The organism is Halobacillus sp. A5 (assembly GCF_024189315.1).
Classification (GTDB): domain Bacteria; phylum Bacillota; class Bacilli; order Bacillales; family Halobacillaceae; genus Halobacillus_A.
In genome coordinates this window covers 518,194-540,316 of record NZ_JAIZEO010000003.1, presented here as the reverse complement: position 1 = coordinate 540,316, position 22,123 = coordinate 518,194, and the positions used below count along the sequence as shown (strand labels likewise).

The 22,123-nt window shown below is 41.5% G+C and carries 15 protein-coding genes; 2 read left to right on the top strand and 13 right to left on the bottom strand.

Features of this window, described 5'->3' with window-relative positions; translation table 11 throughout:
- Nucleotides 1-68: 68 nt before the first annotated feature.
- From uvrA to LF822_RS14400, 3 genes are all read right to left on the bottom strand, one after another.
- Nucleotides 69-2,945: an excinuclease ABC subunit UvrA gene (gene uvrA / locus LF822_RS14410; protein WP_253924763.1), complete on the bottom strand. Its 2,877-nt coding sequence runs from the start codon at nt 2,943-2,945 to the stop codon at nt 69-71.
- 8 nt (nt 2,946-2,953) lie between these two features.
- Nucleotides 2,954-4,933 carry an excinuclease ABC subunit UvrB gene (gene uvrB / locus LF822_RS14405; protein WP_253924762.1) on the bottom strand — a complete coding sequence of 660 codons (1,980 nt, stop codon included), beginning with the start codon at nt 4,931-4,933 and terminating at the stop codon, nt 2,954-2,956.
- A 245-nt stretch (nt 4,934-5,178) separates the two neighbouring features.
- A complete protein-coding gene (locus LF822_RS14400) occupies nt 5,179-6,762 on the bottom strand; it encodes a peptide chain release factor 3 (RefSeq protein ID WP_253924761.1) in 1,584 nt (527 codons plus the stop codon).
- 303 nt (nt 6,763-7,065) lie between these two features.
- Here LF822_RS14400 and LF822_RS14395 point away from each other — a divergent pair, with 303 nt between their 5' ends.
- Nucleotides 7,066-10,266 (top strand): DEAD/DEAH box helicase, encoded by a 3,201-nt coding sequence (locus LF822_RS14395; RefSeq protein ID WP_253924760.1) that lies wholly within the window; start codon nt 7,066-7,068, stop codon nt 10,264-10,266.
- A gap of 299 nt (nt 10,267-10,565) precedes the next feature.
- Here the strand turns inward: LF822_RS14395 and LF822_RS14390 are convergent, their stop codons facing one another.
- Together LF822_RS14390 and LF822_RS14385 are read right to left on the bottom strand one after the other, a co-directional pair.
- Complete coding sequence (locus LF822_RS14390; RefSeq protein ID WP_253923501.1) at nt 10,566-10,769, bottom strand: hypothetical protein; 204 nt, start codon at nt 10,767-10,769, stop codon at nt 10,566-10,568.
- A 235-nt stretch (nt 10,770-11,004) separates the two neighbouring features.
- Complete coding sequence (locus tag LF822_RS14385) at nt 11,005-11,895, bottom strand: COX15/CtaA family protein (RefSeq protein WP_253924759.1); 891 nt, start codon at nt 11,893-11,895, stop codon at nt 11,005-11,007.
- Nucleotides 11,896-12,114: 219 nt separating this feature from the next.
- Between LF822_RS14385 and LF822_RS14380 the strand changes: the two genes are divergently transcribed.
- Nucleotides 12,115-12,774, top strand: a complete 660-nt coding sequence (locus tag LF822_RS14380; protein ID WP_253924758.1) for a haloacid dehalogenase type II — start codon at nt 12,115-12,117, stop codon at nt 12,772-12,774.
- 43 nt (nt 12,775-12,817) lie between these two features.
- On the opposite strand, the gene LF822_RS14375 is transcribed toward LF822_RS14380, so the two are convergent.
- From LF822_RS14375 to ftsE, 8 genes are all read right to left on the bottom strand, one after another.
- A complete protein-coding gene (locus tag LF822_RS14375) occupies nt 12,818-13,666 on the bottom strand; it encodes an ABC transporter ATP-binding protein (RefSeq protein ID WP_253924757.1) in 849 nt (282 codons plus the stop codon).
- A 275-nt stretch (nt 13,667-13,941) separates the two neighbouring features.
- Nucleotides 13,942-15,123: a PDZ domain-containing protein gene (locus LF822_RS23125; RefSeq protein ID WP_253924756.1), complete on the bottom strand. Its 1,182-nt coding sequence runs from the start codon at nt 15,121-15,123 to the stop codon at nt 13,942-13,944.
- A gap of 88 nt (nt 15,124-15,211) precedes the next feature.
- Nucleotides 15,212-16,711, bottom strand: a complete 1,500-nt coding sequence (locus LF822_RS14365) for a S41 family peptidase (RefSeq protein WP_253924755.1) — start codon at nt 16,709-16,711, stop codon at nt 15,212-15,214.
- A gap of 96 nt (nt 16,712-16,807) precedes the next feature.
- Complete coding sequence (locus tag LF822_RS14360; RefSeq protein WP_253924754.1) at nt 16,808-17,953, bottom strand: copper resistance D family protein; 1,146 nt, start codon at nt 17,951-17,953, stop codon at nt 16,808-16,810.
- The gene (locus tag LF822_RS14355; protein WP_253924753.1) at nt 17,950-18,525 is read right to left on the bottom strand and encodes a copper resistance CopC family protein; all 576 of its coding nucleotides are present in this window, start codon (nt 18,523-18,525) and stop codon (nt 17,950-17,952) included. Before LF822_RS14355 ends, LF822_RS14360 begins: the two co-directional genes overlap by 4 nt.
- A gap of 202 nt (nt 18,526-18,727) precedes the next feature.
- Nucleotides 18,728-20,110 carry a murein hydrolase activator EnvC family protein gene (locus LF822_RS14350; protein WP_253924752.1) on the bottom strand — a complete coding sequence of 461 codons (1,383 nt, stop codon included), beginning with the start codon at nt 20,108-20,110 and terminating at the stop codon, nt 18,728-18,730.
- 27 nt (nt 20,111-20,137) lie between these two features.
- The gene (ftsX, locus tag LF822_RS14345) at nt 20,138-21,031 is read right to left on the bottom strand and encodes a permease-like cell division protein FtsX (protein ID WP_253924751.1); all 894 of its coding nucleotides are present in this window, start codon (nt 21,029-21,031) and stop codon (nt 20,138-20,140) included.
- Nucleotides 21,021-21,707: a cell division ATP-binding protein FtsE gene (gene ftsE, locus LF822_RS14340; RefSeq protein ID WP_253924750.1), complete on the bottom strand. Its 687-nt coding sequence runs from the start codon at nt 21,705-21,707 to the stop codon at nt 21,021-21,023. Before ftsE ends, ftsX begins: the two co-directional genes overlap by 11 nt.
- Nucleotides 21,708-22,123 lie beyond the last annotated feature (416 nt).

Here is a 22,123-nt window from a genome sequence, read left to right as displayed (position 1 = left end):
TCAAAAATTCCTCCCGTTAAACGTCTCTTGTTTAACGATACTTAATTCATCAGCCTGCGTCAAAGCATCTACTTGCTGGCAACCTTTTCTTTGGATTTAACTTTTGCACTCATTCGCTTGCGGTCTCGTTCGAGAATGGGCTTTAAATACTTTCCTGTATAAGAGTCTTTCTCTTCAGCCACTTCTTCCGGTGTACCGGTTGCAATAATCTGTCCGCCTTTTTCCCCGCCTTCAGGACCGAGATCAATAATGTAGTCTGCTTCTTTAATAACGTCAAGACTATGTTCAATAATTAGAACAGAATCACCATTATCCACCAGCCGCTGGAGGACTTTTAAAAGTCTTGATATATCGTCAACATGCAGCCCGGTGGTGGGTTCATCAAGAATATAAAAGGACTTCCCGTTTGAGCGGCGGTGAAGTTCACTCGCAAGCTTCACGCGTTGAGCTTCTCCACCTGACAGGGTGGTTGCCGGCTGCCCCAGCTTCACATACTCAAGGCCCACGTCAGCCACAGTCTGCATTTTTCTTTTGATTTTCGGAATGTTCGCAAAGAACTCCAGTGCTTCTTCAATGGTCATACCTAATACATCTGAAATGCTCTTACCTTTATATTTAACTTCAAGCGTTTCCCTGTTGTAACGCTTGCCATGACAAACTTCGCACGGAACATAAACATCCGGAAGGAAATGCATTTCAATTTTAATAATTCCGTCTCCCCGGCATGCTTCACAACGTCCGCCCTTTACGTTAAAGCTGAAGCGTCCTTTTTTGTACCCTCTTATTTTAGCTTCATTTGTTTGTGCAAAAACTTCACGGATGTCATCAAATACTCCGGTATAGGTAGCAGGGTTTGACCTCGGCGTTCGTCCGATAGGAGACTGATCGATGTCGATCACTTTCTCAAGCTCATGAATCCCTTGAATCTCCTTATGCCTGCCGGGCTTTTGTTTCCCGTTATGGAGTTTCATTGACAGTGTTTTGTATAATATGTCGTTAATCAGCGTACTTTTTCCAGATCCGGAAACTCCGGTTACAGCTGTCAGCAGGCCGAGGGGAATTTTTGCATTTACTTTCTTTAAATTATTCTCTTCGGCCTGCTTAATAGTCAAATGGCGGCCATCTGGTCTACGCCGTTCAGCAGGAAGCGGAATGAATTTTTTACCGGATAAATACTGCCCGGTGAGCGATTTACCGCTTCGCATCACCTGCTTTGGTGTACCCTGCGTAACAATTTCTCCGCCATGGGCTCCTGCGCCAGGACCGATATCTATAAGGTAATCGGCAGCTAACATCGTATCTTCATCATGCTCAACCACAATAAGCGTATTATCCAAATCTCGCATTCTCTTGAGTGTATTAATCAGGCGGTCATTGTCCCGCTGATGCAGTCCAATCGAAGGTTCATCAAGCACGTATAGAACCCCTGTAAGAGCTGACCCGATCTGAGTGGCCAAACGGATTCGCTGCGCCTCTCCACCTGACAAAGTACCTGCGGACCTTGACAGCGTTAAGTAGTCCAATCCTACATTGGCCAGGAAACTTAAACGCTCGCAAATTTCTTTTAAAATCATTTTGGCAATCGTCTTTTCTTTATCTGTTAAATCTAATGATTCAAAGAATGCTTTAGCTTCGGTAACAGAGGCCTCTGTCGCTTCACCTATATGTTTACCTCCGACTAATACAGCTAATGCTTCCTCATTCAACCGGTTTCCATTACATTTCGGACAAGGCTTCTGCGCCATATACTTTTCCATTTGTTCACGAATATAATCAGAGCCTGTTTCACGATATCGCCGCGAAATATTTGGAATCACACCTTCAAAAAAGATTTCATTTTCCCGAACTTTCCCAAAGTCATTCTCATAACGAAATTGTACCTTTTCGTCTCCGCTTCCGTATAAAATATGGTCCATCTGATCTTTAGGGAGGTCGTTAACAGGTGTGTTCATGTCAATGTTATAATGATCCGCTACGCTTTGAAGCAGCTGAGGGTAGTACTGTGAACTTGTCGGTTCCCAGGATGCTATAGCGTGCTCCTTAAGTGACTTACTCCATTCAGGGATTACAAGGTCAAGGTCCACCTCAAGCTGGGTTCCAAGACCATCACACCGATTACAAGCTCCATATGGACTATTAAAGGAAAACATGCGGGGCTCCAGTTCACCAATTGAAAATCCACATATCGGACAGGCATGGTGCTCGCTGAACATTAACTCTTCTCCATCAATGACGTCGATTAGAACATGACCGCCTCCAAGCTTCAACGCTGTTTCCAACGAATCAGAAAGACGACCTTTCACACCTTCTTTTACTACAATTCGATCAACGACCACTTCTATTGAATGCTTTTTATTTTTCTCCAATTTTATTTCCTCGGAAATCTCCCTCATTTCGCCATCTACACGCAGACGGATGTAACCCTCTTTCTGCAGTTGATCAAAAACTTTAACATGCTCTCCCTTACGCCCTGAAACCACCGGAGCAAGGATCTGCATCTTCGTGCGTTCAGGGTGCTCTAAAACTTGATCCACCATCTGCTGTACCGTTTGCGAACTAATTTCGATTCCGTGATTAGGACAGGTTGGACGCCCTACTCTCGCATAGAGAAGTCGTAAATAATCATAGATTTCTGTGACAGTTCCGACAGTAGAACGCGGGTTCTTGCTCGTCGTTTTTTGATCAATCGAGATGGCCGGTGAAAGCCCTTCAATGGAATCTACATCCGGCTTGTCCATCTGGCCGAGAAACTGGCGCGCGTACGCACTTAACGACTCCACATAGCGGCGTTGTCCTTCAGCATAAATGGTATCAAACGCTAAAGACGATTTCCCCGAGCCAGAAAGACCGGTCATAACCACTAGTTTGTTCTTAGGAATATCAATATCTATATTTTTTAAATTGTGCGCCCGTGCACCTTTAATACTAATGTTCTTACTGGCCATAACGGTCATCATCCTTCCGCTTTTAATTCAAGAATTACATCCCGCAGCTCTGCTGCTCGTTCAAAGTCTAAGTCCTTAGCCGCCTGCTTCATTTCGGTTTCTAAATTATCAACTAACTCGAGACGCTCTTTTTTCGTCATTTCAGACGGTTTCTTCTCTGTTCCATAAGACTCTGTTTCTTCTGCTGCAGTTGTAGCTGAAATTAAATCACGTACTTCCTTCTTAATCGTTTTCGGTGTTATTCCATGCTTTTCGTTATAAGCAATCTGCTTTTCACGGCGTCTATATGTTTCATCTATGGCATACTGCATCGAAGCCGTTGTTTTATCAGCGTACATAATAACTCTGCCGTTTTCGTTACGTGCGGCTCTTCCAATAGTCTGGATAAGAGACCGGTCGGAACGCAGAAATCCTTCTTTGTCAGCATCGAGGATCGATACAAGTGAAACTTCAGGGATATCCAGACCTTCTCTTAATAAGTTAATACCAATGAGAACATCGTATTTACCTAAGCGAAGGTCTCTTATAATCTCAATTCTTTCCATTGTATTAATTTCAGAATGCAGATAAGCGACCTTAATACCAATCTCTTTTAAATAATCGGTGAGGTCTTCTGACATTTTTTTAGTAAGTGTTGTTACCAGAACCCTTTCCTTACGCTTTTGACGTTTATTAATTTCACCGATTAAGTCGTCAATTTGACCATGAATCGGACGGATCTCTATTTCAGGATCAAGCAGGCCGGTTGGACGTATAATCTGCTCTGTCATCTTTGGCGTATGTTCTAGTTCGTAAGGTCCAGGAGTTGCTGAAACGTACGTAATGAAATCAATATGTTTCTCAAACTCTTCAAATCGTAATGGGCGGTTATCAAGTGCTGATGGAAGTCTGAAACCATGATCCACAAGTACCTGTTTTCTCGCCTGGTCACCGTTATACATCCCGCGGACTTGAGGAAGTGTTACGTGAGACTCATCAATCATAATCAGCGAATCGTCTGGAAAATAATCCATAAGTGTATAAGGGGTGGCTCCTTTTTCTCTGAAGGTTAAGTGACGGGAGTAGTTTTCAATGCCTGAGCAGAAGCCCATCTCATTCATCATTTCCAAATCATAATTGGTACGCTGCTCCAATCTCTGAGCTTCTAAGAGCTTGTTCTGATCTTTTAGTTCTTTAACCCGTTCAAGCATTTCCTGTTCAATATTTTCAATTGCTCGTTTCAGCTTCGCTTCACGGGTAACGAAGTGGGAAGCCGGAAAAATAGCTACATGCTCTCGTTCCCCGACAATTTCTCCAGTTAACACATCAATTTCCCGAATCCGGTCTATTTCATCTCCGAAAAATTCCACGCGAATCGCCTGCTCTTCTCTGGAGGCGACAATAATTTCGACTGAATCGCCGCGCACACGGAACGTCCCACGCTGAAAATCTATGTCGTTACGGGCATACTGAATATCTACTAAGGAACGCAGCAATTCATCACGATCCTTTTCCATACCGGGACGCAGGGATAATACCTGACTGCTGTATTCCTCAGGTGAACCTAAACCATATATACACGATACACTAGCTACAATAATGACATCATTTCGTTCAAAAAGAGACGTGGTTGCTGAGTGACGCAATTTATCAATTTCATCATTTATATTTGAATCTTTTTCAATAAACGTATCGGTTTGAGGTACATAGGCTTCAGGCTGATAATAATCGTAGAAGCTGACGAAGTACTCAACCGCATTATTCGGGAAAAATTCTTTAAACTCACTGTATAGCTGGCCGGCCAGCGTCTTATTGTGAGCAATAATTAATGTAGGCTTATTTACCTGTTCAATCACATTCGACATCGTAAAAGTCTTCCCCGTACCAGTGGCACCAAGTAAGGTTTGATGCTTTTGACCGTTTTGAATTCCTTTTACGAGTTCCTTTATCGCTTGAGGCTGATCGCCTTGAGGTTCATATTCAGAAACTAATTCAAATTGATTGTTCATTTTCACAATCCTCCGATCTACATTAGTTCTCCAATAGTTTACCACAATATTTTACCATTCTAACATGAAACGAACAAACATTCGCATCTGGATTTTAAAAGAAAATTTTTCTCCAGTAGGTTACTTGCGTATTTTATTATCTGGCTGGCTGTGATTTAATAATTCACTACAAGAGCGAAAAAGCATTGGCTTCTTCATAAACTGAAAAAACCTAAGGAAATTTCATCCTTAGGCTTTCCATCTACTTATTCGTACGATTGATCATACTTGTTCACTTCAAACAAATCAATTAATTCAACATCTTCGTGTTTATCCTGGAACCAGCGGAGAGAAAAATCATTCTTAAATAAAACTAACGGCTTCTGTTCGCGATCCACTACAAGCATATTCCGGTCATCAAACATAGACTCATCCACTTGATCTTCACGAAGCCAGCGCGGGATCCTCTCCCCAATTGATGTAAGCTCGATTTCAACGTTGTATTCATTCTTCATCCGATATTCAAATACTTCATATTGAAGCTCACCGACTGCCCCGATAATGTAGTCCTCAAAGTGATAATGTTTAAACAGCTGGATGGCTCCTTCTTGTACAAGCTGCTCCAGCCCTTTTTTAAACTGCTTCGATTTCATCACGTTTTTGGCAGTTACTTTCTTGAAAAGTTCCGGCGGGAATTGCGGAAGCTCATCATATTCGAAATTCTGCTTTCCAGTAACGATTGTGTCCCCGATCCGATAGACGTTAGGGTCATAAATCCCAATGATATCGCCCGCGTATCCTTCCTCTACAGTACCACGGGAAGAAGCTACAAACTGCTGGGACTGAGCAAGCTTAAAGTCTTTTCCAGTTCTGGAGAGTGTCACATTCATACCCCGTTCAAACTTCCCGGAGCAAATACGGACAAACGCAATCCGGTCACGGTGCTGAGGATTCATGTTGGCTTGGATCTTAAAGATAAAACCTGAGAACTCTTCATGTTCTGGTGAGACGACACCCTTTGTGGAACGACGGGAAGCTGGCTCTGGAGCATAGCGGATAAACGTGTTAAAGAAAGTTTCCACTCCAAAAGGAGCCAGGGCGCTGCCAAAGAATACTGGAGTTTGGTCGCCTTTCATTACTTTATCCAGGTCAAATCCGTCACCTGCTTCATCAACAAGCATCAATTCATCCTCTGCTTCCTGATAAGTAGGGTCTTCTGTTAAATCCGGATGGTTATTAAGTTCGGAAAAAGGAATATACGTTTCTTCCTCGTTCCCTGTATAACGCACAAATTGGTCGTTCTCCCGATCGAATACACCCATAAACCTTTTACCCATTCCGACCGGCCATGTCATAGGGTAAGTTTCGATATTTAAGGTAGACTCAATTTCCTCCATCAGCTCCAGCGGCTCCCGTCCTTCCCGGTCCATTTTATTAATGAATGTAAAAATCGGGATTCCGCGCATCTTACACACCTTAAATAACTTCAGCGTTTGAGCCTCGATCCCTTTCGTACCATCAATGACCATCACTACGCTGTCCACAGCTGTAAGCGTCCGGTACGTGTCCTCACTGAAATCTTCGTGTCCGGGCGTATCTAATATATTTACCTGATATCCTTGATAAGGGAAGTTCATTACACTTGAGGTAACGGAAATACCACGCTGCTTTTCAATTTCCATCCAGTCGGATGTTGCAAACTTACCGGTTTTCTTTCCTTTCACAGTACCTGCAGACCGAATTAAGTTTCCGAATAAAAGCATCTTCTCAGTCATCGTTGTTTTACCGGCATCCGGGTGGGAAATTATAGCAAACGTGCGGCGTTTTTTCATTTCTTCTTGTATCGTCATCGTCATATCCTCCATATTATATAATTTTATCGGATTCGAAGTATTGGATAGGATATACGTTTTACATCGGCATGTTCACTCCATAACAAAAGCCGCTCCCTCAAAATGAGCGGCTGATCGAATTAAAAACTCTCTAACTTGAAAGTTAGCATAAGACAGAAGTAAAATCAATAATCGAAAGCTCCTGCAAGGGCACCAACGTATGCTTTTTTTATGGTCGGGGAAAAATAGCAAAAGATTCAGGCAGATAAATAGACCACAATCCTGTTATAATAAAAAAAAAGATTAGTTAGGATGCAAGCTATGCAGTCATACCTTTTACAACCAAACGATATAAAGAAAATAACCGGGTCTGTCTTCTATACGAGAGGGGAGCAATATTACAACCAGGGGAAAGTATACGGCCTCACCCATAACAGCGCTATTCGTTCATGGCGCGCAGTTGTGACGGGTACTCATGATTATGAAGTACGCGTTTTCTTTTTTGAAGATGAAGACCTTGAAGCCAGGTGCGAATGTCCAGCTTATGAAAAGTATTATACATGCAAGCATATTGCAGCGGTCCTTTGTGCCATCAGAGAACGGGCGATAACTGAAGCAACTCCGAATATTAAAGAAACTCATAGTGCAGAACCTGCTGAAAGTAAAGACAATCAAATAGATCGTGTATTTGCTATGAGATTGTTTGAAACGTTCAGAGATCGTCAGGAAAGCCGCTATTACGATTCACATAAAGAAGCATTGAATGTTCACTATTATGTCCATGTACAATCCTGGCTCGGCAGCAAGAATCTGGGGATAGAAATTAAGCTCGGAGAGGGCTATGCCTATGTAATTAAAGATATAAGGGCTCTGCTTCAACATATACAGCAGGAAACGCCCTATCAAATATCAAAAAAGTTTACGTATGACCCCACAGAGCATACTTTTGGAGAAAAAGATCGTAAAATTATCGAACACCTTTGCCAAAACTACGAGCAGGAATTATTTTACGACCGTCATTGGAGCGCGGGAGAGCAGCGTATATTGACACTTCCCCCTTCTAATACCGCAGAACTGCTAAGTGAGCTTCAAACACAATTTTGTGAAGTCGTCGAACGCGGGCAGTCGAAAGGGCCGCTTAGAATTAAAGAGGATTTTCCTGAGATTTCTTTTTATGTAGCAGAAGAACGAGGGCGGTATCACCTGCATATGAATCAGCTGAAGCAGTATGAATACTTGAAGGATTATCACCTCTTACACAAAGAGGGTACGTTCTATTCGATTGAACCAGAAAAGGAAGAAGTGATTCAAACCCTATACTCTCTCCTTCCTTACAATTCAAATGGGAACCACACAGTCAGTCAGGTGGATATGGAAGGCATCGTCTCTTACGTGCTGCCTGAGTTGAATTCTATTGCTCAAATCAACTTTGACAGTAAAGCTCAATCTAAAATCGTTCAAGAAGACTTAAAAGCAGTCGTCTATCTCGACTTTGAACAATGGGCTTTAACAATTGATGTCAAATTTAATTATGGCAATCACACACTGTCTCCTTTTCAAAATCACGAAGCCCATCAATATATTATTCAACGTGACAGAAAAACAGAGCAGGACATTATTCACGTAATTGAACAAGCTGAATTTAAGTTTGACGGAGAAACAGTGTATCTTGAAGATGACGATGCTTTACACCTTTTTTTAACTGAGTATCTGCCACAGCTTAACGAGTTAGCCGAAGTTTTTACTTCAAGCTCGGTCAAATCGTTAATATCGGAACAAGACCGGGAACTGGTGCCGACCGTCGATATTAACAGCGACGGCAGCTGGCTGGATGTACATTTTGGAATTGACGGAATATCTGAGGAAGATGTAACAAATGCTCTGCGTGCGTCGATTGAACGAAAACGTTATTACCGTCTTTCAGATGGCGCACTTCTTTCTTTAACCACTGAATCATTTGAACGTTTTCAACATTTTGCAGAGGAACTGGATCTAGCGGCATCAGATGTAGACCACTCAAGTCTCCAGGTATCAAAGATACGCAGTTTACAGGTTAACGATGCTCTTTCTTTACAAGACCAGGAGAAAAATGAACGTTTCACGAAATTAGTACAACGACTGCAGTCTCCTCAATCCTTTAATATTGATCCTCCAGATAATTTAGATGCTGATTTACGAGACTATCAGCTTACGGGATTCCGATGGCTGAAGACGCTGGCCACTTATGGACTTGGAGGAGTTTTGGCAGACGATATGGGACTTGGTAAAACTGTTCAAAGTATCGCGTTTCTTCTATATGAAAAAGAAAACGAAGGGCTTGCTGATCCTGTCATTATCGTAACCCCGGCTTCACTAGTCTACAACTGGAAGAAAGAACTGGAGAAATTCGCTCCATCGCTTTCCGTTCAAGTGATTACCGGAGATCCTGTCTCCCGCAGAGCTCAACTTCAGGAAGACGTTGATATTTTTATTACATCGTACCCGCTGCTGCGCCAGGATCTCCATTTATATGAGGATAGGAAATTCCATGCAATGCTATTGGATGAAGCTCAAGCTATTAAAAATGAATCAACGAAAACGTCGCAGGCGGTACGGAGCTTAAAAGCCAGACACCGATTTGCTTTAAGCGGCACGCCAATTGAGAACTCACTAAATGAACTTTGGTCACTGTTTCGTACAATTATGCCGGGGTTATATACGAGCAAGAAGAAGTTTCTTCAAATGAAGCCTGAAAAAATCGCTAGTATGACTAGACCTTTTATTTTACGAAGAATGAAAACAGAAGTGCTTGAAGAGCTCCCAGACAAAATTGAAACAGTACAATATTCTGAGCTGACTAGAAACCAGAAAGAAGTCTACCTTGCCTATTTAGAAAAAATTCAATCTGAAGTGAACGAGACCATTGCTACGAAAGGTCTCCAGCGTGGAAAACTTGAAATATTGGCGGGGTTAACACGCCTTCGGCAAATCTGTTGTCATCCCAAGCTCTTCTTAGAAAACTATGACGGAGAATCAGGGAAGCTTGAGCAGTTGAAGGAACTAATGAACGAGCTGAAGGCAGGCGGACACCGGGTGTTAATCTTTTCCCAGTTTGCCAGCATGCTTAAGATCCTTTACGACGAAATTACAGCCGGTGAAGCAAGTGCTTTTTACTTGGATGGCGGTACGAAAAGCGATGAAAGAGTTAAAATGGTCGACCGTTTTAATAAAGGAGAGAAAGACGCTTTCTTTATTTCTCTAAAGGCAGGAGGTACAGGACTAAATTTAACCGGAGCCGACACGGTAATTCTATATGATTTGTGGTGGAACCCTGCAATCGAAGAACAAGCCGCGGGCCGTGCCCACAGAATTGGTCAGGAGAAAGTCGTACAGGTTATACGGATGATTTCGGAAGGAACGATCGAAGAGAGAATCTTTCAGCTTCAGCAGAAAAAACGTGACCTTGTCGATCAAATCATTCAGCCTGGGGAATCTATGCTGACGTCCTTAAGTGAAAATGAAATTCGTGAGTTATTCCAATAATGAACACAGTCTCATGTGCATGATAACATTTTATTTGAATTTTATTTACAGCTGGAAATTTATAATGAAAAAGGCTGCATTTAGGAAGTTTTCCTAAATGCAGCCTCGGCTTGTAGAGAAACCCTGTGTTTTACTACAAGCTTTTTTTGTGCGCCCGTGCGGACAAATACCATTCGCTTTCCGCGGACGAACGCCCGAGCCTCCTCGTGAAAACCCCACTGCGGGGTCTCGGATCGCCCGTTTTTCCGCAGGAGTCTCCTGGTATTTGACCGCCTTCACCTAAAAAAACTCTCCTTCACCTAACTCACCTTGGTTAGGTGAAGGGCAATCTTTTTCATGTTCTGGCAGGCAGCCGTCAGTAACGCCTGCTCTCGAACTTTTTCGGGGATAAAAGAGAAATCTATGTATTGGTCAATCTTACGGAGTAAGTGATTTTCCGGGACAAGCTCTTCAATCGTTACGATTTCCATTTCATTTTGTCGTTCTTTTCTGGACTGAAACAAAAGATCACCGCTTAAACAGATTCTTATCTATAGGATAACAAATGAACGCGGTGAAAAATAAAAGAAATCAAAATATCAGGCTGTCGAGACTTTCTCGACAGCCTGAGTCTGCATTTTGGAAGTTTTCCTAAATGCAGATTTTTCTCAAATAAAGTTTTTTAATGTTGTTACTCAGGGAAGAATCCATCCACACTTTTTGATTTCTTCAAAGCTTTTCTGAAATTTACACTTAGAATTATGATGCATTTATCGCTTTTTTCTGAAGCTTAAACCAGTATCCTCCCAGGATCATACCTCCAATGACCATCGTCACTGTAGAAACGATCATATGAATAGAAGAGGCAAGGATAACATTACCTGTAATTACAATCACAAATCCAACAACCGCATTTAATAGAATAGTAATCAAATAAGCCCAGGCTAACAACTTATGATACTTAAATTTTGTAGCATAAATGACGTACCATAATGCGGCGACAAAAATAACTACTGTAGCTACCCAATGCAAAGAATAAATCATATTTGAAATGGATTCACTTTGAATCAAATATTCAGCAGCCGGAATATCAAGCAGCACATTGCTGGCACGGCTGTGTTTAAAGAATGCCCCCAATATAACTTGAGCTACATAAACTATAAAGCCTAGTACGAACGCTCTGTAGCTCATACTTACAGTCGACCAGCTCACTTGATTCAATTCAATTTTGGTTTCATGCAGGCTGTAGCTGAGCAGCACGAGAATAAGCAGCAGGACTTGACTAAATGTAACGTCTAACGTAGTGAATCCAGGCGGAGTGCCGAGTAATACGTTTAATCCCCCTACGGCTGATTGAAAGACAAGCATCCCTAAACTCAAGAGCGCAAGGACAACGACCGCCTTTCTATTTCTATGCTTTGTAATAGCACCTACCGCATTAATTAATGTCAACACGGCTAATAAAGGAACCATTAAGCGGTGAGAATATTCGATGAGTATATGATAATTTGTGAAGTCCGGAAAAACCCGACCGTTACATACAGGCCAAGTCGCGCCGCACGCATCCCCTGAATTTGTAGCTACTACTAAATTCCCAAGGATAAGTGCAATAAACGTGACGACCGTTGTTATAATTGAAAATTTCTTCATCGTCTTACCCTTCCTCTGTATATAATCAATCGTTTAAAATTCTTACTATCAAATCATATCACGAAATAGAGGGATCATAAGGCTTTACCCTCTGAAATTTTTGTGAACTATCCTGAGAAATCATGTTCTAGTGTACTCTTATTTGCCTGCTCTGTCATCTTTAGCCGGTTTACCTGAATGATTGGAAGGGAAAAAGGAAGTCTTAGAGGAGGAATTACGATGAAGTATGAAGCGTTTGTTTTCGACGCGTACGGCACCTTATTTGATGTTCATTCCGTCGGCAGGGCCATCCATGATTTTTTTCCTGACAAGGGTAAACAAATCAGCCAGGAGTGGCGCAGCAGTCAGATTCACTACTTTATGGTCCGCCAACTAGCTGACAGTTATATTCCGTTCGATATAATAACAAGATGGGCTTTAAAAGATGCTTTACTGAAAAGTGACGTGAAATTTGGGGATGATATTATTTCGGCCTTAATGGCGCAATATGAAAAATTAATTCCTTACGAAGAAGTTCATTCTTTAAAAGAAAAGTATCCGGACCTTCCATTCACCATTTTTTCTAACGGTACAAAGTCTATGCTGGAACCTCTGCTTCAAAATAATAAGCTAAGTGATTCATTTTCCTTATTAAGTGCCGACGATCCGAAAGTTTACAAACCTCATCCACATGCATACCAATATGCTGCTGAACAGGCAGGTGCAGATAAAGAAGAAGTTCTATTCTTCTCCAGTAACCCCTGGGATGTTGCAGGAGCCTCTCTGTATGGGTTTCACACTGCATGGGTAAACCGGCATAATCTGCCGTGGCCCCGTCTCGGGGTTGAGCCGGACTACACGATCAATAACTTGAATTCAATACCTGGAGAAAAACTTTAAAAAGCCCCTTCCAGTTCAATCTGGAGGGGCTTTAGTGTTTCCCTTATATAACAACCGTTTTTGTTGGCTGCTGTGCTTGAGCCTCAGCCTGAGCTTCCTTAATCAAGCAGCGGCCTTTCCCATGAGGAATACACATCGGTGTACCAAATAAAGGATCCTGACGCACGTCACAATTCATTTCAAAAACATGCTGCATAAGCTCGCATGTGACTACATCTTCAGGCTTACCCTGGGCATAAACTTCCTTATCCTTAACTGCTACAATATGATCAGCATAGCGGCAGGCTAAATTAATATCATGCAATACCATAACTACCGTACGTCCGTTATCCTGATTCAAATCAAACAGAAGGTCGAGAATATCAATTTGATGCGTCATATCTAAATAGGTAGTGGGCTCATCCAGCAGCAGTAAGTCAGTATTTTGAGCAAGTGTCATAGCAATCCATGCCCGCTGGCGCTGCCCTCCTGACAATGAGTCAACGGTCCGATCCTTCAATTCTGTTAAATTTGTATCCGTCAAAGCTTTTGTGACCGCTTCTTCATCCTCGGCTGACCACCGTTTAGCCCAGCTTTGATAAGGATATCGTCCCTGCTTTACAAGCTGATAAACTGTGAGTCCCTCAGGCGTCGTCGGACTTTGAGGCAGAATGGCCATTTTCTTAGCGACTTCTTTTGTTCTCATCTTAGAGATATCCGAGCTATCCAGGATAACCTCACCTGATTTAGGTTTAAGTAAACGAGCCAGCGACCGAAGCAGAGTTGACTTTCCGCAGCCATTACCGCCAATTAACACAGTCACTTTACCTTTAGGTATTTTAATATCTAAGGAATCAATAATTACCTGGTCTCCATACCCTAATGTCAGATTATTTGCCAATAGTGACTCCATCTAGTCTCTCTCCTTTTACAAACGCCCCGTTTGCCTGGTGGTGTAAGTATAATTTCATATATATTCAAAAAATTTATGTGCAAGAATATCTAGTTTTAACTCTCTTTAGTTTAGAAGGTAATTTGCTTTGTGTCAATGAATTTGAGAATCATTTTCATTAAGATTCAGGACTTTTCATTAAATATTCAAAAAATAAGGCGTGTGACTTTAACTGTTTTATTCTTTATAAAGAAGGAACCCTCTTAAATGAGGGTTCCTTTGGAGGGTCTATCTATTTATAAAGCAGCAGATTCATAAGAAGCCTCTTCCACAAATAGAAGGCCTAATTGGTGATGATCTCCTTCATACATGGCCCGTTGCTCGAAGCGGTTTTCTCCTCTGAAATCCCGAACCTCCACTTTAGTAAAAGCGCGGTTGATTTGTAAAGCTTCATAGAATTCATGCACTGACTTCACAGGAATACCATTCACCTTTACAATCAGTTCCCCAGGAAGTAAATCCATTTCATCTGCCGGACTCCCGGGAATTGTGCCTAATATCCTGACCCCTCTATGATCCTGTGTAAAATAGGGCTTACTTTTTTCCCTGCTCTTATGGAGCATATAAATAATAATTCTTCCCACTGCCGCTATCCCTACAGCAATTATTGAAAGCAATGGAATATAAATACTGGCTGCAGCAGTAAACATCGTAAGCACAGCGATTCCAATGGTTTGTTTACCTAACGTAATTGCTGAAAATTTAGGAGATTGAGCACGAGCAATCCATTCATACCCGAGCAATATAGGGAAAACGACTATCCCATAAGCAGACCCAGCTATGTCGAAGACCGGCCACCATGGGGCCAGAGGCTCGATCATTCCTGACGGGAATAAAGAAGCCATTGGAATCAAAGCTATTTTCTTAACACGGTGCTGGCCGATTTTTTTTCCTCGAGAGCTTACGATACGTTCAGGAAACGTACGTCTTGAAGACGTTTTAGTTAAAATTATTCCTTCAATAATAAAGAGTAAACTCATTAATATAGCTAGTGCAGGGAGAGACACAGAGGTCAGGTTAGAAATAAAAGACTCAGGTACCTCTCCTTCTGGAATCCATGGCAGGAAATAAAGAAAAACAATCGTCACCCCCACCGTATAGACCGGCGACAATAGTCTCAATTTCAGCGGCAGACTAAAAAGAATGGACACGGCTGCAACTAAAAGAAAAAATTCATAGGGTAATACTACTCCAGCTCCTATTAAGAATAAGGATAAAAAAAGTCCTGAAATTAAAGAAATCTTCCACGTACTGCGACCTTCAGTAAAAATATCATACACACGAGTGCCAAAACGTTTTCTTTCTTGTTTCATTCTCCGTACTGAAATTAAAAACAGCAATAATATCGACCAATAAAGTAAAGGCTGCATACCAAGCCTAATAAAACCTCTCCATATTTCGTTTAACCAAATCTCCACAAGTTCCCTTCCCTTCTCCGTTCTCTCGAAAAAATCCGCAGTCATTGGACTACGGACTTATATTCGAGAAAAACACTTCAATTCCTGCTTATTCGAACAAAACTTCTAACGCTTTATTCATTTGACGATCATTATCATCACTTCGAACTTCCTCAACAATTATCTCTTGGATGCGGCCGCCTGTTTCTTCATTGACTTCACCAGTTTGTTCAATACCTTCATCAGCCTGAAATTCTGAAACAGCCGCTTCAGTTTCCTCACTAAAGTATCCGTCTGTACGCCCAGGGTCATAATCCATTCCTTCGAGCATAATTTGAACGTTCTCGACCTGTTCATTATTGTCATCAAACGATAAGGTTTCTTCTATCTCCACCGGGTTCGTGTAGAAATATTCAGGCTGCTTCTGCTCAACGGTAGGTTCTACCCCTTCTTCATGAATCCAATTCCCTTCAGGAGTCAACCATTTATAAAGAGTCAGCTTGATCGTACTTCCATCCCCCATAGGAATCGTTTGTTGAACCGTTCCTTTTCCAAAGCTTGTTGTACCTACTACATCATATCCGCCTGCTTCATTCATTGCTGCAGCGAGAATCTCTGAAGCAGATGCACTTCCCTCATCCTGCAGAATCGTAATAGGGTAATCTTTTGTTTCTTTTAACTCTGAAGCATATTCACTAACTTCGCCTTCACTATCTTCAATTTGAACGTAAGGCTGTTCATCCGTTATAAACTGTTCGAGAATGTCCTGCACATCAGTAAACAGTCCTCCAGGGTTACCACGCACATCAATAACCAGTCCCTCGATATCTTCCCCTTCGAGTTCGTTCAACGCCTCTTCAAACTCTTTAGAGGTCTCTTGTGAGAAGGAGGTAATCTCGATGACGCCAGCTTTTTTCCCATCTACTGTTTTTGTATCGGTATACACAGTTTCAAGAGGAATATCGTCTCTTACTAATTCCACCGTTAACGGATCACTGGAACCCGGACGTTCAACAGTAAGTGTCACCTCTGTCCCTTTTTCTCCGCGGATTTTCGATACGGCGTCATAAAGTTCAAGACCTTCGACACTTTCCCCATCTACTTCAAGAATTTGATCATTTGGTTTAAGACCTGCTTCTTCGGCCGGTGATCCTTTAATAGGGGCTACTACAGTCACTTTTTCATTAACCATGCTTACTTCTGCCCCGATCCCCTGGAAAGAAGACTCAATCGATTGATCAAATTCTTTCATGGTTTCCTGATCCATATAAGTACTATAAGGGTCATCCAGCGTACCGAGCATCCCTTCAATTGCTCCTTCTATCAGCTGGTCCTTATCAGCTTCAACTAAAGAATTGTCTTGAATAACACTAAAGGCCTGCTCCACCTTTTCTATGTCTTCCCCGCCTGATAACCCTTCAATAAACTCTTTCTGTTCATCTTCAGATAAACTTGCAAAATTCTCTGCGTCCTGATCAGCGTTGGCAGTTTGATCGGAATTATCATTTGATGTTGTTCCGAAGTATTGAATTCCGACATACGACCCGGCGGCCCCTATGAGAACGGCAAGCACCACTATGATCGCGACGAAACGTGCCCTTACATTCATCGCATTCACCCTTCTGTGTAAAATATTTCTACTAGCTGATTCTATACTAGCAAAAAAAGCACCACAACGTAAATGTGCGATGCTCTTTTTATTAACTTATGCCACAATTTTCAATGCATGTACCAGAACGGAATAAACATTCTCCGCAGTATTCACTTCATCGCTTTCTAAGCTGCTCATAAGACCGATATACAAGCTGAATACAGCAAGAACACTCATTAGCAGAGCGCCCCCTGCAGAATTGCGATTAGAGAACAAAAGAATCGTAAGAACGATAAATAAGAATGATATTAAGAAAAAGAAAACACTCATTAAATCAGGACTTAAATAAATATCGTTTCCCGCGTCTACGGAGGCAAAAGTTCGAAAAAGAATAGAGGAGTCTTCATTACTCATTGTCTGAACAGCGTTATGTGGAGGCTCTGTTTCACTCATGAATCCAGTCAGACCGAAAACAGCAAGCACAATGACACTTTCTGCCTTCCACCATTTACGAGGTGAAAAGGTATAAGATTGTTTCACTTTCTTTCTTATTAAAAAACCATTTATAAAAGCGAAAAGAAGAAGAATAAGAAAGAACAAGTGCTTGATTAACAAGGCTTGCCCATAAGGCATTACCCACGACTGAACGATGCCGTCAGTTAAAGTAAAGCTCATAAAGAGACCTGTAAACGACAGCATGAAAATACAACCTATAGCTATAAAGGTAAACCAGTCAATAAATGCCTGCCAGTTATCATCGTTTTTTGAGAACCAGCTAACCACTAGTAAGATTCCTGCCCAGCAGCTGACAGCTGCCATATGGACTGTATGGGATAAGGCTCCAGGATAACTTGCCATATTAGCTGCATGGCCTACTATACTTTGGGTTAAAACCATTCCCACTGCGAGAAAAAGACCAGCTGTGTATACAGCCACACGGTTTTTCACAAACGCCATTATAATTATATATAGAATACTGAACACAAGCAGAACCGTCCACGCACGCCCTGTCTCGATCTCCTGTACAACAAATAAAAAGCTGGATACGACTCCATAGTCTTGATACTTATTTACATTGCCGGTTAAAATTAAGACTGGAACCACTGCCAGGACCGGCACTAGAGCTCCTGCCATAACCAGCGTTTTTCTCGATAATGTAACTTCCACTTTAAGAACATTTGGGATCAGGGCAAGAATACTGCCTCCAAAGATTATAGCAAAACATACATAAATCAGACCGTTGGTTAATGCATAGCTCATGACTTCTTCCTGGTAAATAGAAAGACAATAGCAGCCACAGCGATTAACCCTGCAGCGATTACAGGGAGAAGCCAGGAATTCGATCCGCTTTCTTCTTCTCCCGCAGCTTCACTCTCACTTTCATTCACCTCATTATTCTCCTCAGTATCTTCAGTGGTTTCATCCTCTGACTCTGTTTCATAATCACCTTCATTTTCCTCTTTTTCATTTTCTTCTTCTATTTCTTCATAGGTGTAAGCAAGCTCTTCTTCCATAACATGCCCATCTTCTCCAACAATGCTGTAGAATAAATTGATATCCCCTCCCTCTAAATCTTCGGGTATTGGGATTTCTATAACATTCTCAGTTGAATGAGTAATATCCTCTATAGTAGTTTCACCGCCAGATTCTTCCGAAATCGTTATCTCATTAGGTTCCTGGACAGGCGAATCAAACGTTAAAGTTATAACAGAATCATCTGATGTTATACTTTCTCCCTCATCAGGATCGGAATTCTCTAAATGAGTATGGGCGTGGACACTAAAAGGAAAAGCGAAAAAAAATAAAGCTGAAATTAAAAGTTTATGTTTCATAATGCACCTCTTTACGAATTTATATAGATAACGTTCAATTTCATGATTTGGTTCAATCAACTACTTTAGTTATAACAAATAAAAAGAGCAGACGCTATCACATTTAATTACAATTCAATGAAATCCTTTCCGTTTGCCACAAAACCATCATGGACCAAAAAGCGCACTTTGTTTTAAACAAAGTGCGCTTAACTTCTTTATATTAAAAATCAACGTGATTTCTTGGATTAACAGCATTCTTCTTATCGGCAGTCCAGGCTCCTTCATGTACTTCAAAGTGAAGGTGAGGACCAGTAGATTGACCCGTGTTCCCCATTCGTCCAAGCTGCTGTCCTTTTGTTACAGAATCACCAGAGCTTACTTCACGGTTCTGCATGTGAGCATAAACTGTAGTGAATACTTGTCCATCTATATAGTGGGAAATATATACGACATTACCATAAGAACTAGAATAATAGGATCTCAGCACTTCACCTGATGCTGCAGCTACAATCGGTGTTCCATTTCCGCCAATGTCTATCCCCTGGTGGGTGCTTCCCCAACGTGATCCCATCTCAGAAGTGACCGGGCCACTCGCTGGACGCATGAATTTACCGCTTGACGTCGGTTCAGGGACAGGAGCAGCTGAACTGCTGCTTGCGGAACTGCTTGAGCTCTCAGAAGAACCAGAACTGCTGCTTGCGCTTTGTTCTTCCTGCTTTGCTTCTTCCTCTTTTTGTTTTTGAAGCTCAGCTTCGCGCTGCTTCTCTAATTCTTTCTCGCGCTCTATTTCTGCCTGAATATTCGCTTCATCGTTTTCGGCATTCTTCATAGCAGCTTGAATGGAAGCTTCCTGACTTTGAAGCAATTCTTCCTCTTCTTCAAGCTCCATCTTATGGTCATGAAGTTCTTCTTCTTGTACTTCCAATTCTTCCATAAGTGACTCTTTTTCTTCAAGCTGCTCATCAAGGTCAGCTTTTATATCTTCTAATTCTGCTTTCTGCTGCTCTAAGTCTTCCATTTTCTGTTCAACTTCAACCTGTTTCTCTTCTAAAAGCTGTTTCTCTTCCATATGGGTATCCATGATGTCTTTATCCTGATCCATAATAGTCGTAACAGCTGAAGCACGATCTAAGAAGTCACCGAAGCTTTGAGCTCCCATTAACACTTCGAGATACTGTACATCTCCACCACTCTTTTGTAAAGCTCGCAGACGCTCCGTCAAAAGCTCTTCTCTTTCCTCAATTCGTTGTTTGAGTTCAGCAATATCTTCCTCCAGCTGAGCAATCTCACCTTCCGTCTCAGCAATCTCATCTTCTTTTACGCGTAACTGCTCCTGAGTTTCACTGAGCTGGTTATCCAGGTCTTCCATCTGCTGCTTCGTATCTTCTTGTTCCTTCTCATTTTCTGCTATATCATCTTCTGTATTGCTTTTGTCATCAGACACATCATTTTTCTTATCATCTACGCTTCCCTGCTCATCCTGAAGTTCATCCAGTTCTTCACGAACGTCGTCTAAATCTGTGTTTGCCTCTGCTTTTAAAGGTGATAACAAAGCGGCAGCTGCGAGTAAAGCTGTAAGTGATGCAGTGTAAACCTTCCTCATCTGTTCCAGTTCCTCCCCTATATTCAGTTATACTTTCAAGAATTTACGTACACTCATGACGCTTCCCCAAACGCCGATAAATGCTCCAATTGCTAAAATTAATCCAGCCAGCTGGAACGCAAAAGGATTAAACGGCAGCAATTCAATAAAGTCGAATTGAATCCGATCCTGCAGGTTATAGTACAAGTAGTAATAACCGCTCAGTACCGCTGCAATTGGAATGATGGATCCAAGCACTCCCAGCAGTAATCCCTCAATAAAGAATGGCCAGCGGATGAAAGAGTTGGTGGCCCCAACCAGTTTCATAATTCCAATTTCCTTTTTACGGGCAATAATTGTAATTTTAATTGTGTTCGAAATTAAAAAGATCGCTGTAAATACCAGACCAACAATTAAACCGAGCCCTATATATCTTGCATACTCGTTAAATTGAAACAAACGCTGTACAATTTCTTCTCCAAAATCTACTTCTTCTACTCTATCTAATGACTCAGCTTCATCTGCTATAGCTAATGCTTCAACAGGGTTATCCGGCTCGATAATAAAGGCATCATTAAGCGGATTGCTCTGTTCGAATAATTCAAAGGCTTTCCCTTGATCTCCTAAGCTGTCAACTAATTCATTTAACTCATCTTCTTTAGAAGAATAATCTAAATTCCCAACTTCAGGAATGGATTCTAATTCACTCTCCAGAGCGGAAACGTCTTCTTCATCTGCAGTCCGGTCTACTAAAACTTTTACTTCAACGTCGTCTTCTATATTGCTGGCGACTTCATTTAAGTTCAGCATTAGAGCGAGGAAAACTCCAACGAGTAATAATGTAGTTGTAACAGCACCTACCGCTGAAATCGTCATCCAGCCATTACGCCATACACTTTTTCCACCTTCACGCGTATGTCTGCCGAGGGTTCTAAATTTCATAGCCATATTCCCCCCGTGCTTCATCGCGTACGATCTGCCCGTCTTCTATAGCAATAACTCTTCTGCGAATCGTGTTTACAATCTCCTGACTGTGGGTAGCCATTAAAACTGTCGTCCCTTTTGCGTTAATCTCTTCAAGGATGTGCATAATCTCCCAAGATGTATCTGGATCAAGGTTACCCGTAGGCTCATCCGCAATTAACAGCTGGGGGCGGTTAACGATAGCACGTGCGATAGAAACCCTTTGCTGTTCTCCACCAGAAAGTTCATCAGGAATAAAACGTGCCTTGTTTTTTAAACGCACTTGGTCCAGCACATCCATAACACGACGCCGTATTTGGTTTGGAGATTCTTCAATAACCTCTAAAGCAAATGCGACGTTTTCATAGACTGTCAATCTCGGCAGCAAACGAAAGTCTTGATAGACTACCCCTACATTTCGGCGCATGTAAGGTACATGCCGTTCTTTAATGGTCGACAAATTATAATCATTTACATTTACCGACCCTTTTGTTGCTCTCTCTTCCCTAAACATAAGCTTCGTGAACGTTGACTTACCAGCGCCACTAGGACCTACTACATATACAAATTCACCTTGATCAATATGTACATCGATTCCGTTTAACGCAGTGACACCGTTTGGGTAAGTCTTATAGACACCCTTCATCTCTATCATAAAGTGATCACCTTAACTCCTTTGTTGTTGTTGTTCTATGTTGCTAAAATAAGCATTCTATTAGTCTTTCGTCTCAAGTCCTCGTATATTATAACATCTTGATTCGAGTTTTTAAGACAAAAAATTATTACATTTTTGTTTCAAACTCTTTAACTTATAGATAATATTCGACAAAATTCTCAATACTCCTTCTTGGTTATGAATCCTGCTCAAAGTTTCTAAATGGCGATATATCAACCTGGAACTCTTCATTTATCTCTTTGGAAAACTTCAATTATTAAAGGGTTAAATACTATAAAAAAACAACATTTTATTAATATATCTTTTAAAAAATAGTAAAAAAGACCTCTAACTTTTCTAAAGATAAATCGTGTCAGACCCTGCTTGAATTGTACAAGCAAGGTAATTCCTTCTAA

Excerpts from the sequence above, each read along its gene's own strand:
- uvrA (WP_253924763.1), bottom strand. The coding sequence starts at position 2,945 with ATGGCCAGTAAGAACATTAGTATTAAAGGTGCACGGGCGCACAATTTA.
- uvrB (WP_253924762.1), bottom strand. The coding sequence starts at position 4,933 with ATGAACAATCAATTTGAATTAGTTTCTGAATATGAACCTCAAGGCGAT.
- LF822_RS14400 (WP_253924761.1), bottom strand. The coding sequence starts at position 6,762 with ATGACGATACAAGAAGAAATGAAAAAACGCCGCACGTTTGCTATAATT.
- LF822_RS14395 (WP_253924760.1), top strand. The coding sequence starts at position 7,066 with ATGCAGTCATACCTTTTACAACCAAACGATATAAAGAAAATAACCGGG.
- LF822_RS14385 (WP_253924759.1), bottom strand. The coding sequence starts at position 11,895 with ATGAAGAAATTTTCAATTATAACAACGGTCGTCACGTTTATTGCACTT.
- LF822_RS14380 (WP_253924758.1), top strand. The coding sequence starts at position 12,115 with ATGAAGTATGAAGCGTTTGTTTTCGACGCGTACGGCACCTTATTTGAT.
- LF822_RS14375 (WP_253924757.1), bottom strand. The coding sequence starts at position 13,666 with ATGGAGTCACTATTGGCAAATAATCTGACATTAGGGTATGGAGACCAG.
- LF822_RS14365 (WP_253924755.1), bottom strand. The coding sequence starts at position 16,711 with ATGAATGTAAGGGCACGTTTCGTCGCGATCATAGTGGTGCTTGCCGTT.
- LF822_RS14360 (WP_253924754.1), bottom strand. The coding sequence starts at position 17,953 with ATGAGCTATGCATTAACCAACGGTCTGATTTATGTATGTTTTGCTATA.
- LF822_RS14355 (WP_253924753.1), bottom strand. The coding sequence starts at position 18,525 with ATGAAACATAAACTTTTAATTTCAGCTTTATTTTTTTTCGCTTTTCCT.
- LF822_RS14350 (WP_253924752.1), bottom strand. The coding sequence starts at position 20,110 with ATGAGGAAGGTTTACACTGCATCACTTACAGCTTTACTCGCAGCTGCC.
- ftsX (WP_253924751.1), bottom strand. The coding sequence starts at position 21,031 with ATGAAATTTAGAACCCTCGGCAGACATACGCGTGAAGGTGGAAAAAGT.
- ftsE (WP_253924750.1), bottom strand. The coding sequence starts at position 21,707 with ATGATAGAGATGAAGGGTGTCTATAAGACTTACCCAAACGGTGTCACT.